Annotated in this window: 11 protein-coding genes; 2 read left to right on the forward strand and 9 right to left on the reverse strand. The window is 63.5% G+C overall.

Translation table 11 applies throughout. The annotated features are described in order from the left end of the window. Positions 1 to 67 precede the first annotated feature (67 nt). The 5 genes from AC1DX8_RS12895 to AC1DX8_RS12915 form a co-directional block, all read right to left on the reverse strand. On the reverse strand, positions 68 to 1,459 hold the full coding sequence (locus AC1DX8_RS12895; RefSeq protein WP_477630323.1) for an APC family permease: 1,392 nt from the start codon (positions 1,457 to 1,459) through the stop codon (positions 68 to 70). A 1,283-nt stretch (positions 1,460 to 2,742) separates the two neighbouring features. Beyond that, entirely contained in the window at positions 2,743 to 3,501 is a 759-nt protein-coding gene (locus AC1DX8_RS12900) for an SDR family NAD(P)-dependent oxidoreductase (RefSeq protein WP_477630324.1), read from the reverse strand. A 277-nt stretch (positions 3,502 to 3,778) separates the two neighbouring features. Further along, on the reverse strand, positions 3,779 to 3,922 hold the full coding sequence (locus AC1DX8_RS12905) for a hypothetical protein (protein WP_477630325.1): 144 nt from the start codon (positions 3,920 to 3,922) through the stop codon (positions 3,779 to 3,781). Positions 3,923 to 3,956: 34 nt separating this feature from the next. Next, positions 3,957 to 4,343, reverse strand: coding sequence for a hypothetical protein (locus AC1DX8_RS12910; RefSeq protein ID WP_477630326.1), 387 nt, complete (start codon positions 4,341 to 4,343; stop codon positions 3,957 to 3,959). Between the two features lie 60 nt (positions 4,344 to 4,403). Then, positions 4,404 to 6,086 (reverse strand): AMP-binding protein, encoded by a 1,683-nt coding sequence (locus AC1DX8_RS12915; RefSeq protein ID WP_477630327.1) that lies wholly within the window; start codon positions 6,084 to 6,086, stop codon positions 4,404 to 4,406. Between the two features lie 106 nt (positions 6,087 to 6,192). Between AC1DX8_RS12915 and AC1DX8_RS12920 the strand changes: the two genes are divergently transcribed. Beyond that, positions 6,193 to 6,750, forward strand: a complete 558-nt coding sequence (locus tag AC1DX8_RS12920) for a TetR/AcrR family transcriptional regulator (RefSeq protein WP_477630328.1) — start codon at positions 6,193 to 6,195, stop codon at positions 6,748 to 6,750. A 307-nt stretch (positions 6,751 to 7,057) separates the two neighbouring features. Here AC1DX8_RS12920 and AC1DX8_RS12925 read toward each other — a convergent pair whose 3' ends face one another. Next, positions 7,058 to 8,413, reverse strand: coding sequence for a glutamine synthetase family protein (locus AC1DX8_RS12925; RefSeq protein WP_477630329.1), 1,356 nt, complete (start codon positions 8,411 to 8,413; stop codon positions 7,058 to 7,060). Positions 8,414 to 8,690: 277 nt separating this feature from the next. Then, positions 8,691 to 9,428: a FadR/GntR family transcriptional regulator gene (locus AC1DX8_RS12930; protein WP_477630330.1), complete on the reverse strand. Its 738-nt coding sequence runs from the start codon at positions 9,426 to 9,428 to the stop codon at positions 8,691 to 8,693. A gap of 284 nt (positions 9,429 to 9,712) precedes the next feature. Between AC1DX8_RS12930 and AC1DX8_RS12935 the strand changes: the two genes are divergently transcribed. Then, a complete protein-coding gene (locus AC1DX8_RS12935) occupies positions 9,713 to 11,266 on the forward strand; it encodes a PucR family transcriptional regulator (protein WP_477630331.1) in 1,554 nt (517 codons plus the stop codon). Positions 11,267 to 11,272: 6 nt separating this feature from the next. On the opposite strand, the gene AC1DX8_RS12940 is transcribed toward AC1DX8_RS12935, so the two are convergent. Continuing rightward, complete coding sequence (locus AC1DX8_RS12940) at positions 11,273 to 12,133, reverse strand: HpcH/HpaI aldolase/citrate lyase family protein (protein WP_477630332.1); 861 nt, start codon at positions 12,131 to 12,133, stop codon at positions 11,273 to 11,275. Further along, the gene (locus AC1DX8_RS12945) at positions 12,130 to 13,344 is read right to left on the reverse strand and encodes an acyl-CoA dehydrogenase family protein (RefSeq protein ID WP_477630333.1); all 1,215 of its coding nucleotides are present in this window, start codon (positions 13,342 to 13,344) and stop codon (positions 12,130 to 12,132) included. The genes AC1DX8_RS12940 and AC1DX8_RS12945 overlap by 4 nt, the downstream gene beginning before the upstream one ends. Positions 13,345 to 13,367 lie beyond the last annotated feature (23 nt).

Below are 13,367 nucleotides of genomic sequence, written 5' to 3' on the forward strand. Positions count from 1 at the left end.
CGAGGGTCATGACTGTCGGACCTGACACTCGGACCATCGGTGGAGCGCCGGTTGACGAGTCTGCGGCCTAACCAACATTTTGCCGACCGATTCGCGCATAGGTTTCTGGCCGCATCAATCGATACAGCGTCGCTGCTACAAGACCCGCGACGAAAATCGCCCAAAGCAATACCTGTAGGACGACCGCTGCAGACTCGGACCCACCCGTGATAAGCGTGAAGTGAGTGAATGACAGATACAGAACAACCGCCATGCCTGCGGCGCCGAGAAACGGCGCGATGGTCGTATGCCAAAGGGTCGCCTCAGCGGCGTGGTGTCGCTCCCGCCGAAAGAACGCGATGACGGCAAGACCGGTGAGAAATATGAGGACCATGAGCGCGAAGCCTCCGATCCCCGCCAGTTGGGTGTAGAGAAGGATAGGGTCTGCCCGAACGCTCGCAAGAACGGCAAAGAACGAGAACGCGGTGATGGCTAGCGAGCTGGTGTATGGGGAGCCGTGGTGCGGATGCACGCTGGCCAATCTGCGGGGCAGCACGCGGTCGACAGCCAGCGAGTAGGTATACCGGGAAATAATATTCTGCACCGACAGAACCGCGGCGAAAGCGGAACTGACGACTAGCACAGTCATAACGTCGCGTGCCCACCCTCCGACGTAGTGGGCGGCTGCGTCTGGCACCATGCCAGCCGGATTCGTTAGGGCTGCCCGAGCGGATTTCGTCGGGCCATAGGCGACCATAGTGAGCCAGGACGTAAGCACGTAAAGAAGGCCGATGAGTACCACGGAGAGGTATGTGACACGTGGAATGGTGCGTCGGGCGTTCTTGACCTCCTCACGGAAGATGGCAGTCGCTTCAAATCCCAGAAACGAGACCACCGCGAATAGGACGCCGATCCCAACGGAACCAGAAGTCACTGCATGAAAGGTGAACGGCTCAAGTGAGCGCCCCACCGGCCCGCCGYCCCAAAATACGGCGGCGTCATAGATAGCAACGATTAGAACTTCGCACATCATGGCGATCGTCAGGACCTTCGCGGAAAGATCGATCCGAAAGTATCCGAGGGCCCCGGTCACGGCGACTCCGCCGAGGGAGAGGTAATACCACGATATGGTCGGACCGCCGAACGTCGTTGCAATGAGGCTTGATGCAGCGGACCCAAGAAATAGGTACAGCCCGATTGCGAATGTGACATACCCAAATATTGCCGCGAAGCTTGACGCTAGCCCGATCGTTCTGCCGAGCCCGGCAGTGATGTACGCGTAGAAGGCGCCAGGGTTGGGGATAAACCGCGTCATGGTGGTGTATCCCACGGTGAAGAGCAGTAGCAGGCCCCCTGCAATGCCAAAGTCGGCCGGCGCCCCCATTCCGCCGAAGTCGAGGACGAAGGGAATGAACACCGCTACGACTACGATCGGGGCCGTGAAAGCGAGTACCGTTAGCAACAGCTGGACAGTGCCCATATGACCTTTGAGTCTAGGGTGGCCGCCACTCACCGCCGGCGACATGTTACTTCTTCCACGGCGCGGCGCGTCGAGCATCGAATCGGATCCATGCGAGTCTTGGGGCATCAGCGGCTCCTCCTATTGATTCGGGTATTGGAATATGCGTGTATTTGAGTTACCGAGACACGCCTACTCAATGGGTCAACGCCGGGTCGTGAGTTGAGGCGTCCGCGCGATCGCTAAGGAAGGGTTACCGGGCCGGCCGGTCCCGATATTGGAGCGTTTGGCCTAGTGGCAGTCCGTCCATTTCCGCCCATGCAGCGAGACTTGTCCGATAGCTGCCAGCGGCCTTTAGCCGGCGCCGGCGCTGCCGATTCTCCATTTCAGTCTTGCCTATAGTTCTTGCGCTCAGTCTGAGTTGGGCGACATGCACGGTCAAGGCGACAGGTGGTCGAAAGATGGCTGTGAAATGGACACATGGTCGGCTGCGGTCTCGCGCACGAGGGAGTCGAGGAGTCGACGACGATTCCTCCCTTGTAGCTCCACGGCAATCCGCCCTACGTTGTCCTGTCCTGTCAGCCTGCGCCCCCTCGGTGTAACGTTCATGCGGTCGGTGACGGTGTCGAGGACGTGGCGCTAAGGACGAGCCCCTTGCTGCGGGAGCCTGCGTGTCGGCCATCGACGACGACGGAGTCTCCGTGCTTTTACACCGGCGTGGATGTAGCGGCGATTAAGTCGCGTCGGTTGCTACGAGCGGCCGTATCTCGTATGGAGGAGCGCGCCGGCACCGATGGTGAGATTCGGCAGCCGTTCAGATCGTCTCAGCGAGCTAGCCGAGCCATTGCCATGGTGACCCTCAAGTGCGGGTAGCCCCGCGGTGAAGCGGGCATCTCGGCTGGCGATGTGCTTGTCACTTAGGCGGCCTCCGGTACACCCTCGTGCATTCCATCGCCCCACCCGTGACGCCTGAACCGGCGAGCCAGTCGTGCAGGTCAGCAGGTCCGGGGTGGTGGTGCCGCAGGTCTCGGCCAGCTCCGCATGCCGGCCGGTCACCCGGTCAAAAGTCCGGACGCTGACCACCAGCTCGGCCTGTCCCACGGGTTCGACGACCTGTGCCATCAGACCTCCTTCGATGGGAGGACCACGGCCGGATCGAAAGGCCGTTCAGATGGAACGATTCTGGTCGTCGCGCCCAAGGCAACGGTCGTCGGTGCCACCACGGCCCTGCGTCGGACTTACACACAGGCTCTCCGGCCTCAAAAGATTACCAACGTCACTTCGCGCGTGATGCTGGGGGAGGCCTACCTGGGCGCCATCCGGAGGGCGCCGTCCATGCGAATGGTTTCGCCGTTTAGGTAGTTGTGTTCGGCGATCATGGTGACCAGTTGGGCGTATTCCTGCGGGCGGCACAGGCGCTGTGGGAAGGGGACGCCCGCTGCGAGCTGCCTTCGGATGTCGTTTCGGAAGGACGCGAGCATTGGTGTGTCAACCAGGCCGGGCGCGATCGTGCAGACCCGCACTCCGACGCTGGCGAGGTCGCGCGCTGCGGTGAGGGTCAGCCCGATGATGCCGGCTTTGGAGGCGGCGTAGGCGATTTGGCCGATCTGGCCTTCGTATGCGGCGATGGACGCGGTGTTGATGATGACGCCGCGCTGGCCGTCCTCGTGGGGAGTCGTCTTGGCGATCGCTTCGGCAGCGATCGATAGCACTGTGAAGGTGCCGATCAGGTTGATGTCGATGACGCGGCGGAACATGTCGAGGCTGTGCGGCCCGGAGCGGCCAAGGGTGCGGGCCGACGGTGCGATCCCGGCGCAATTAACCACTAGCCGAAGGGGCAGGGACCCGCCCGCGGACTGGTCGATCGCGGCCTGGACCGTCGTCGGGTCGGTGACATCGGCTGGGATGAGGGTAATGCCCCCACTTGGTTCGGCAGCCTCGATCGCCGAGCCCAGGTCGAGGCCGAACACGTGGCAGCCCCGCTGTGCGAGTTCCTTGGCGGTCGCCGCGCCTAAGCCCGAAGCCGCGCCGGTGACCAGTGCGGTGACGTCGTTGAGCTTCAAAACAGTTGCCTTTCAGGTCGCTGGTGGCCAGCGGTGGGTAGCTTGGCCGAGGGGGACAGCCAGCTTCTCGTGTGGCTGGGGCGATGGGAGAAGTCGTCCGGTGGGCAGGGGGACTTCCGCCGAGCGGCTGGTGGGCCTCCTGCTCAGTCAGACGTCGTGATGATGGGTCCGTTCACCGGGAGGATGCCTGCTGCGCCATCCGTAGGGCTGCACAACCAGTTGTGGAAGGCGTTGTCGCCGGATGCGTTGGGCGTACATCTTGCGGTTGACGGCGCGGTCATCCGTGATGTGTCACCGGTAGCCGAAGAAGCCCTCGGAGTCGGTCCAGGCCGCCGATGTGGGTCTCCTTGTTGTAGGTCAGGTTGCCGTTCAGGTGCGCGGTCCGGGTGGTCCGGGTGGCCTTCATTCCGGTGGCCAGCACGGAGGCTTCCTTGCCGCTGGTGTCCCCAGATTGGCTAGGGGGTTGCCTGCGGCAACGGTGAGGTGGCCGTGCCAGCCACTTGCAGGTGGACGCCGCCACCGCAGAAGTAGTCACGGACGCTGTTCCGCTGGACAGTCACCTTCCCGATCGCGGCGGTGTCCGCGACCATGGCGCCCTCCCAGCCGTCGCCGTAGTTGGTGGCGCTGGGAATTGATGATTCCGGGGCGCTGGACAGGGGCCTGTCGACACCGGAGGGCCCCGACCCGAGAAGGCACTGGTCGGGTTTGTTGGTGTCGCCGCCGTGAGAGGTGGCTTGGACACCGGTGACGGCGTTGAACGGGGGACGCCTGTGCTCCGGTGCCGTAGGGGCGGCGGCAATGACCCCCGGCAGGACGCCGGCTAGGTGAGCGACGGGGAACACGATGGGACTCCTCGGGTGGGCAGGAAGGACGGCTTCTGCGTACCGCCGCAGAGGGCTCACCTAGACAGGTGTGGAGTGGCCCGCGTGCTCGGCAAGTTCGGAAAGCTCGGTGCGACGCTGCGCCCGCAGGAGGAAGCGTTGAACCTTGCCGCTGGGCGTCTTGGGGAGGGCGTCGACGAGGTGGATGGTGCGTGGGTAGGCGTGTGCGGCATACCGGGCCTTGACGTGATATTTGAGCGCTGCAACGAGATCCGGACCACCACCCACGCCGTCGCGCAGGACGACGTATGCCTCCAGCACCTCACCGCGAAGTTCGTCGGGCACCCCAATGACGGCGGCCTCCGCCACGTCGGGGTGGGACACCAGCACGGACTCCACCTCGAACGGCCCGATCCGGTACCCGGCCATGATGATCACATCGTCGTCACGAGATGAGAAGAAGAATGAGCCCTCTTCGTCGAGGCTGGCCACGTCGCCGCTGAAGTACCAGCGCCGGTCCCGGCTAAACCGTTCGCCAGTGCGCGCCGGGTCGTTGGCGTAGCCGGTGAACCACATAAGGGGGCTTTTCGGCACGTCAATGGCGACTCGGCCCTGGACCCCAACAGGGGCGGGGGTGACATTGCCCTGCTCCAGGACGGCCACGGAGAAGCCGGGCATGGCCCGGCCCATCGACCCCGGTTTGAGGTCTTCGACGATGTCACGGTGCCAGCCGTTGACGATGGCCATGCCCAGCTCCGTCTGCCCGTAGTGGTCGCGCACGGGCACCCCCAGTCGCTGCTGCGCCCAGGCGACGACCTCGGGGTTCAGCGGTTCCCCGGCGCTGGAACAGACCCGAAGGGACAGGGCCCCCTCGGCGGGGGCGTGGCTCTCTCCCGAGCGCATTGCCCGGTACACGGTCGGTGCCGCGGCGAGGTTGGTGACCTTGAACGTCTCCAGCACCTTCCAGGTCAACGCCACGTCGAAAGCCGCGTGCAGCAGCAGGTTGCGCCGCCCGATGACCATCGGGCCGAGCACCCCGTAGTAGAGGCCGTACGCCCAGCCGGGGTCCGCGGCGTTCCAGAACACGTCGCCCTCGCGCACGTCCAGGCCGTACTCCATGTAGATCCCAAACGCGGCTAGGGCCTTGACCGGAACCGGCACCGCTTTCGGGGTTCCCGTGGTTCCGGAGGTGAACAAGTGCACCAGTGGCTCGTCCAGCCCGCGCGCCGCAGCCGGAAAACCGGGGGTCTCGGCGTCCAGAAGCTCCTCCAGCAGTAGGTCCCGGCCCTTGCCCGCGTGATGGTTGCCGGCGACGACGATGGTCCACGACGCGTCAGCCGGGATGTCCGCGCTCGGGTTTAGCTTGGCCCGCTGCCCGGCGTCGCAGATCACGACCTTGGTCTTGCTCGGCAGCAGCCGGGCGACGATAGCCGGCGGCGCGAACGCGGTGAACAAGGGCACGTGCACCGCGCCCAGGCGCCAGATGCCCAGCATGGTGACGATAAGCTCCTCGCTCTTTCCCATCAGGGTCGCGACCCGGTCGCCTGGTTCCACGCCGAGCCGCGCCAAGGCTGCTGCGGCCTGCTCCGAGCGAGCCTTCAGCTGCCCGTACGTCAGGTCCCGACTGGACAGGTCGTCCTCAATGACGGTGAACGCAACGGCCTCCCCGGGGTGACGGTCGCACACCAGGTCGGCGGGGCGAGCGCCCTCGGCCCCCACCTGGGCCAGGAGCTGCTCCACACGGTCTTGCGGGGTCGACATCATTGCCCTCCAGAACTCCAATTTGCTGTACTTTCAACTGTACGACAGTACAGTTTGGAGGGCAAGAAGAGTGACTCAGATTCATTCCGGAGACAACGACACGGGGACCTTGAGCCGCCGGCAGTCCCAGATCCGCGACCAGATTTTGGAGGTCTTCCTCGCCGAGGGCTTCGGCCACCTCACGCTGGATGACCTGGCGCGCCGGTTGGGCTGTTCGAAGGCAACCATCTACACGCTTGCCGACAGCAAGGAGCAGCTCGTCGCCGGCGCCATCCAGCTGTTCTTCGAGCAGGCCACGGAACAGATCGAAGCCGCCACCGCGGCCGCCACGACCTCGACAGGGAAGGTGGGTACGTATCTTGACGCGATCGCCGACGAGCTGCGTCCCGCATCCGCGCAGTTCATGGCCGACCTTTACGCCTTCAGACCGGCCCGCCGGGTCTATGAGGTCAACACCCGCATCGCCGCCCGCCGGGTCAGAGACCTCATCGAGCGCGGCGTTGCCGACGGCTCGTTCCGAACCGTCAATGCCGCCTTCGTCGGCGAGGTCGTGGCCGCGACCATCGTGCGCGTCCACCATGGCAACATCGCCACCGTCTGCCACCTCAGCGACGCCGACGCGTTCAGGGAGCTCGCCCAAGTCATCCTGCATGGTGTGACCCGCTGACAATGGTCCCGCGCAGGACGCGAGAGTCCGAGGCTTCGCCACTAACTAGTCCATCAGCAGGGAGCGGACAATGATCATCTTCTCGATGGTGGAGAGGTCTCTCGCCGCGCAGCATGATCCTCTGATTAAGTGGTTGACGGGTCCCGGCAGAACGGCGAAACGTGGCGCACGGCAGTGGTGCCGCGAGGTGACTTGCATGTAGGCCGGCGCGAGCCGGATCGACGGCCCGCCCTCTGCCTCCCTTGGAAGGAACGACAGCCACCTCACCATCGCGCACGCATCTGCGTGGAAAGAACACCTGAGCGACTTACATGCGCTCGAAGCCCCGACGCAGTTCCCAGTCAGTCACGGTCGTCTCGTAAGACGCCAGTTCTTGGAGCGCAGCAGTGGCGTAGTGGTGCACGACCGCGCTACCAAAGGTTTTCTCGGCGACCGCGCTGCGCTGCCACAATCCCAGGGCCTCCGAGAATGAGGTCGGCATCCGTGCGGCGTCGTTCGTGTAGGCATTGCCGACCACTTCGGGCTCCAAGGGGAGCTCATTCTCGACCCCGTAGAGTCCGCCGGCGATGATCGCAGCAACGCCGAGATACGGGTTGACGTCCCCACCCGGCGTCCGGTTCTCCAATCGCAAGGAGCTGCCAGAACCGAGGACACGGATGGCGCACGTCCGGTTGTCACGTCCCCATTGCAGCGTCGTTGGCGCCATCGAACCGGCTTGAAAGCGCTTATAGCTGTTCACGTTGGGCGCAACCATCAGGCTGAAATCGCGGGCCGTGGCCAGCTGCCCAGCAAGGAAGTGCTCGAAGGTCTTGGAAAAGCCTTTGGCTCCCGGTCCAGCAAAGACTGGACGCCCCGACTCGTCTACCAACGAGAGGTGCACATGGCAAGAGTTCCCCGCGCCCTGGTTGTACTTCGCCATGAAGGTCGCTGCTTGGCCATGCTGGCTCGCTATGGCTTTCACGCCCTCCTTGTAGATGACGTGATTATCACATGTAGACAGTGCCTCGGCGTACTTGAAACCTAACTCGAACTGTCCAAAGTTGCACTCACCGGTCACCCCTTCGACGGGCATGCCGGCTTTGCGCATAGCGCGCCGGATCTCGCGTAGGAGGGGTTCGGCGTCGTTGGTGCCAGCGATCGAGTAGTCGACGTCGAAGTACGTGGCAGGACGCAGGTTGTGATAGTTGCGTTCAAACGCGTCACGGTAGGTGTTCTCGAAAAGCAGGAACTCCAACTCCGTGGCGACGAGGGCAGTCCAACCATGCTGGGCCAGCCGGTTGAGCTGCTGTCGCAAGATGTGTCTGGGCGACTGGACGACCGGACTGCCATCGTCCCAGACGGTGTCCGCGAGTACGAGAACAGTGCCGGCTGCCCAAGGCATGGAACGCAATGTCGCGAGATCCGGAGCCAGCACAAAGTCGTTTAGTCCATTGCTCCAGCCCGAGATGTGGTAGCCGTCGCCGAACTCCATCTCGACGTCGCGAGTTAGCAGGTATGAACATGCGTGCAACCCGCCATGGGAGATGTCCTCCAGGAAGTGCTGCGCGTCAAGTCGCTTGCCTTGCAGCCGACCATTCATGTCAGGCATCGCCAGCACTACGGTGTCGATTGCGTCCTCCGAGATGCAGCGTCGCAGCTCATCGACGTCCATGGGCGCGTTCACAGGAGCCCCTCTCCGCCGGACGAAGTTGGCCCGTAGCGTGTGTAAATCTGGCCTCGCCGGACCGCTGCGGTTCGTCTCGTCTGACGACTGGCAGGCCAGCGCGTGCCCGCATTGCCTATCTCACCGAGCGTGAGCACGTCAGGCCGGATTCCGGGGCGTGGTGGGGTCGGATCCCATAATGGACATACCTAAATGTAGCCGGTTAGAGCCTGCCGCGACAATGGAATGACCAAACTTTGAGCTCCGGGATCAAGGCGAAAGTCCAGCTCGTGGACAACTAGCGCAGGAACCCTCGCATGAGTTCTGCGGTCGCACCCACATGATCCTCCATGACGCGACGCGCACGCTCAGCGTCCGACTGAAGAATCGCGTCCACGATGCCAGCGTGTTGCTGATGGGAGTGCGCCACCGCGGGCCCCATTACTGGGACGACGCGCAGTAAGGACTGGTTCAGCATCAGCTGGATGTTCGCCACGCCCTCCTCAAGCGCTCTGCATCCACTGAGTTGCGCAATATATCCATGCAACTCTGCATCGCGGTTCCGGAACTCCGGGCCTTCGGTAGTCGCGGCTGTTAAGAGTTGGTCCAGCCTTCCTCGCTCCTCGGGCGTGAGCTTCCTCCTTGCCGCCAGGGCTGCGCCGCCGGGCTCAAGAACCGACCTGAACCGCAGCATGTCGAGGAGGCGGTGTTTCATGTCGACGCTCCACGCCTCTTCCACAGTCGCGTCCGCTTGCGTCCAGACCACGAAGCTTCCACCGCTTCGACCACGTCGGGTGTGCACGTATCCAGCTTGCTGGAGTGCCCGGATGACAGAACGAAGCGTCGAGCGGCTAATAGACAATTCTTCGCTCAAGTCACGCTCGGGCGGTAGACGAGCCCCTGTCTGTAGCTCGCCCGCGCGGATACGAGCGACAAGGAAGCTGAGAGTCTCCTCGAACGGATTCCTAGGGGCTGCTGACTCGCCCGGCAGCCGTATCTCGGTTGACGCCCATTTGCGGTCCTGAGTGCTCGACATGGGATTGCCCCTTCACTGCTTCTTTGAGTGCGCCTCGTATGGGCCAACCAATGGGAAACGCTACCCGTCCTTCCACACCAACGATCGGGTAGAAGCGCAAGATGTTATCGGCCTGGCGCCGAAGACGCTGATCGGTCCGGACATTACCGGCTATGCTGCTTCACCGGAGGTTCACGGCATCCCGTGGGCGCCCCCCGGGTTCAGCAGTCAAGGTCGTTACCAGGTCGACAAGGCCACCCGCGTTTGGAGGTGCCGTGCTCCCAACAGTGAGACAGGTCCTTGCCATGCCGACGCTGCGAGACGGCGATGCGGAGGTGCTTGCATGCCCGGAACATCTCGACCGCACTGTCCGATGGCTGCACCCCGCTGAAGTCGCGGATATAGCCCCTCTCCTACGCGGTGATGAGCTTGTATTGACGGCAGGCACGGTTTTGCCCGACGACGACGGTGGCCTGCGCGCCTACGCAAAATCGCTCTCCGAGGCCGGCGTAGCGGGCCTGGTAGTCGAACTAGGTCGCAAGTGGGACGCAGTGCCGTTGGCCCTTCCGGCCGCTTGCACGAAGGAGGAACTCGTTCTGATTGTTCTGCATCGCGAGGTGCGGTTCGCGGATGTCGTGAGGGAGGTGGGGGCCCGCATCCTCGACGCCGAAGTTGAAGACCTGCGAGTTGTTGAACAAATCCACGAGACTTTTACCCGACTCGATGTCGAGCGTGCGGATCCAGAGACGATCTTGGCCGCGGTGGTTCGGTTCGCCCGCGCGCCAGCCGTACTTGAGTCGTTGCGGCACCAAGCGCTCGCCTCTGACGGTGAAGGACTGAGCGTCACGGAACTACTGGCTGACTGGAGTAAACGGTCCCGAGCTGTTCCGCTGACGGGCCGGACTTCCTACGATCGAAAGTCTGGATGGCTGATGACGCTGGTCGGCTCGCGCGGGGACGACTGGGGCCGGCTGGTTCTCATGACTATGGTGCCCCCGAGGCGACGCGACTACGTGCTGGTCGAACGAGCCGCTGCAGCCTTAACGTTGCATCAGCTGCACAGCCAGACGCGCGACGGCGTGGAGCGCAATTCGCACAATGTGCTGCTTGGAGAGCTGCGCTCCGGCGAAATCTCACCCGAGACGTCGACCCGATGTGAAGCACTCGGCTTCCCTGTCGCGAGCCGACGCTTCCTCGCTCTCGCGGTTCGAAGCCGCGCCGCTTCTGACCGCGATACGCTTCGGCCCATCGGGGGGTTGGCCTCGATCATCTCGCGTGCCGCGCGCGCCCTGGACGTGCCGGTCATCGTCGGCACCGAAACTGATCACGCAACGGCACTGCTGAGCCTCGACCGGGCCGCCGACGTCCATCGTGTGTTGGTAGCCCTTGCTCGAGAAGTACGCAAGTCTGCCGGCGTATCGATCGGTCGCGGCGACATCGTAGAGGCACTCGACACGTGCTATATGACTCTCACTGACGCCGAGAATGCTTTGGAAGCAAGCGATCCCAATGACGACCGGGCTTGGGTTGGCCTCGACGAAGCGCATGTACGAGGCCTGGTATGCCTACTGCGCGACGATCCGCGGCTTGCCGCCTTCGTCCAGCGCGAGCTGGGCCCGTTGATTGAGCACGATCGTGGGCGCGACACCGGTCTTCTTGAACTTCTCTGTACGTATCTCGACACGGCCGGGGGGAAGGCAGCGGCTGCCAAGGAGCTGCTCCTCTCGCGACCTGTGCTCTACGAAAGACTCAACCGTATCGAGCGTGTCCTTGATGCGGATCTCGATGACCCACGCACTCGCACGTCCTTGCACTTGGCGGTACTCGCCCGCGCGGTCATCCAGGGTAAGCACCAATAGAGCGATTCACTCGTCCTTCGATGCACGGCCTTGTGAGAGGCGTCGCGACAAGATCCCCTCCGCTCGAGACAGAACGGGCCGGTCGACCATCTCGCCAGCTAGGTAGGCGACAGACAATCCATCCAATGCCGCCACGACGCCCAGGGCCCATGACACTTCTTCAGGCGAGGGGGCAAGACCTTCGTGAACTGCCGCGATCTGAGCGGGATGGATGCAAAGCTTCGCACCGAAGCCTGCTGCAACGGACTGTCGAGCTTCCGCTTCGACGCTCGCGTGATCGTGTATCTGAGTCGAGACGCCATCGATCGGCGCTGGAAGGCCGGCTGCGGCAGAAGCCACGATTAGGGCGAACCGCGCCGGCCAAAGCAGTTCGCTGGACGTAGGTGTCAGTCCGAGTTCAGCACAGAAGTCGAGATGGCCGAATGCGAGTCGTGCAACACCCTGCACGCCGGCAATGGCATTGCAATTGCCAACACCAGATGCTGACTCGATGAGGGGAACGATGCAGCTACCCGGCGGCAATTGAGCTACCAAGCGGCCGAGGCCCCGCGGGTCGGATGCCTTTGGAATCATCGCGATCACTGGATAGGAACACGTAGCCAGAGCGGCTAGGTCTTCGCGCCCATCGCGGCTATCCAGGGCGTTCATCCTGACCCAGACAGGCGTTTTGCCAGGTCGAGCAAGCAGATCTAGTGCCTGCGCCCGTGCAAACTCCTTCCTGGTTCCAGGCACCGCGTCCTCGAGGTCAACGATGACCGCGTCAGCGCCCGCGCCGATGGCCTTCTCGAACCGCTCCGGGCGGTCGCCAGGCACAAACAGGGCGGTGCGAGCCCCACCCACACGCTCCGAAGCCGCTCCGGCGCTCACGCTCGGTAGCCCTTGAGCAGCGAGCGGCCGATGATCATCTTCTGGATGTCGGAGGTCCCCTCGCCGATGAGCATAAACTTCACCTCGCGCATGAGGCGCTCGATCTCATACTCCTTGGAGTAGCCGTAGCCGCCGTGGATCCGGAATGAGTCCTCGACGACCTCGTTGGCGTACTCGGAGGCGACCATTTTGGCCATGCCGGCCTCGACGTCCATCCGCTTGCCGGTGTCCTTCAACCGCGCGGCCTTGACCATCATCGTGTGGGCGACCTCGACCTTGGTGGCCATCTCGGCTAGGCGGAATAGCACGACCTGGTGCTCGGCGATCGCCTTGCCGAAGGTCTTGCGCTGCTGCGCGTACGCGATGGCCAGCTCCAAGCCGCGCCAGGCCAGCCCGCATGCCCGGGCTGCGACGTTGACCCGGCCGACCTCGACGCCGTCCATCATATGGAAGAAGCCCTTGCCGGACTCCTCGCCGAGGATCTGGGCGGCGGCGATCTGGTGGCCCTCTAGGATGAGCTCGGTGGTCTCGACGCCCTTATAGCCCATCTTGTCGATCTTGCCCGGCACGGTGATGCCCTGGGCGGCCTGACCAAAACCGGGCTCCTTCTCGACCAGGAACGTCGTCATGTTTTTGTATATCGACTCGGCGCCCTCGTCGGTCTTGGTCAGAACCGCGACTAGGTTGGAGGTGGCGCCGTTGGTCAGCCACATCTTCTGCCCCGTGATGGAGTACTCGAGCGCAGTCCCATCGTCATTCCGCTTCGATACGGTCGCCTTAGTGCTGACGGCAGAGACGTCGGAGCCGACGCCGGGCTCGGAGATCGAGAACGCACCACGCACCTCGCCTGTGGCCATCCGCGGGAGGTACCTCTCCTTCTGCTCCTGGGTGCCGTGCTGCAGGAGCATGTAGGCCACGATGAAGTGCGTGTTGATCACCCCCGACACGCTCATCCACCCGCGCGCGATCTCCTCGACTACCAGCGCGTACGTCAACAGGCTCTGGCCGAGGCCGCCGAGCTCCTCGGGGATCGTCAGCCCGAACACGCCTAGCTCCTTGAGGCCTTCCATGATCTCGGTCGGATACTGGTCCGCGTGCTCGAGCTCTTGGGCCACCGGGATGATCTGCTCGTCCACGAACTGCCGCACGGCCTTCAGGATCTCGGACTGGTCCTCGGAGAGGCCATCGGTCTGGCAGAGGCGGGTCGACACGGTAGTGATTCTCCGATTCGAAG

The organism is Pedococcus sp. P2_A3, from assembly GCF_056405035.1.

Bases quoted from the DNA above. Each gene is read 5' to 3' on its own strand.
- AC1DX8_RS12930 (WP_477630330.1), bottom strand. From the start codon at position 9,428: ATGTCGAGCACTCAGGACCGCAAATGGGCGTCAACCGAGATACGGCTG.
- AC1DX8_RS12935 (WP_477630331.1), top strand. From the start codon at position 9,713: ATGCCGACGCTGCGAGACGGCGATGCGGAGGTGCTTGCATGCCCGGAA.
- AC1DX8_RS12915 (WP_477630327.1), bottom strand. From the start codon at position 6,086: ATGATGTCGACCCCGCAAGACCGTGTGGAGCAGCTCCTGGCCCAGGTG.